The organism is Spongiactinospora gelatinilytica (assembly GCF_003236385.1).
Lineage (GTDB): Bacteria > Actinomycetota > Actinomycetes > Streptosporangiales > Streptosporangiaceae > Spongiactinospora > Spongiactinospora gelatinilytica.
Window position 1 is genome coordinate 1 of the sequence record NZ_POUA01000752.1, and the last position, 1113, is coordinate 1113.

Genomic DNA, 1113 nt, shown 5'->3' on the forward strand with positions numbered 1-1113 from the left:
GTCCCACCTCGGCGCGTACCAGGCCGCCTTTGGCGGTCATGACTCGCCCGGCGGCCTGGTACGCGCCGAGGTGGGACAGGTCGTGCGGGGTCAGGACCGGGCCGACGTGGCGGGCGAGGTCGTGGGCGTCTTCGGGCGATGCGGCGAAGTAGATCTTGTTGCGGGCGTCCGCGGAGACGGCCTCGCGGAGGTCCTTGGGGAGCTGGGAAAGGTGCTGGTGGGCGAGGGTGAGTGAGAAGCGGTAGGCGCGGGCCTCGGCCAGTAGGTCGCTGATCGATACGGGCATGTTGAGGAAGTTGTGCGCCTCGTCGATGTAGGCGGCGGCGTCGCGGCGTTCGTGTTCGGGGAGGCGGACGCGTGGGGTGATGGCCTGCCACGTGTGGGCCAGGAGTAGGGAGCCGAAGAGGCGGGCGGCGTCCTCGCCGAGTACGCCCTTGGGGAGGCGGGCCAGGACCAGACCGCCGGTGTCCAGGGTGCGGGCCAGGTCGAAGGTCGATGGGCCGCCGGACAGGGCGTCGCGTACGAACGGGCGGAGGAGTACGGCTCGCAGTTTGTTCATGACGGGACTGATCACGGTGGCGCGGGCGGCGGGGGACAGTTCGTCGTAGGCGGACCAGAAGCCGCGCAGCAGCTCGTCGTCGAGGCGGCCGGTGATCCGGGCGCGGAACGCGGTGTCGGTGAGGAGCTTGGGGACGTCGGCGAGGGTGGCCCTGTGACCTTGTGCTCGGACCATGGTGAGGCAGGCCGAACGCATGAGGTCGTCCAGGCGCGGGCCCCATGACGAGGCGAAACAGCGGTGGAAGATCGTGACGATCGAGTCGACGGCGAAGGCCGGGTCGGGTCCGGCGAGGACGTTGAAGCAGGGCGGGTTGCCGGGTTCGGCGGGGTCGAACAGGACTGTTCGGGTGATGGCGCGTTCGGGGAGGCGGTCGAGTACGTCGTCGATGAGGTCGCCCTTGGGGTCGATGACGAGGACGCCTCGGCCGGTGTGGGCGTCGGAGAGGATGAGGTTGGCCAGGAAGGTGGACTTTCCGACGCCGGTCTGACCGAGTACGTGCAGGTGATGGCGGGCAGCGGGCACAGTGAGTCCGACCGGGCGGGGGTGGCCGGTTT

1 protein-coding gene is annotated in these 1113 nt (G+C 69.9%); it reads right to left on the bottom strand.

Going from position 1 to position 1113, the window contains the following annotated elements; translation table 11 throughout:
* Positions 1 to 1081 (bottom strand): type IV secretory system conjugative DNA transfer family protein (locus C1I98_RS39155; protein WP_233508583.1); only part of this gene is annotated, 1081 nt, incomplete at its 3' end.
* Between the last annotated feature and the right edge of the window lie 32 nt (positions 1082 to 1113).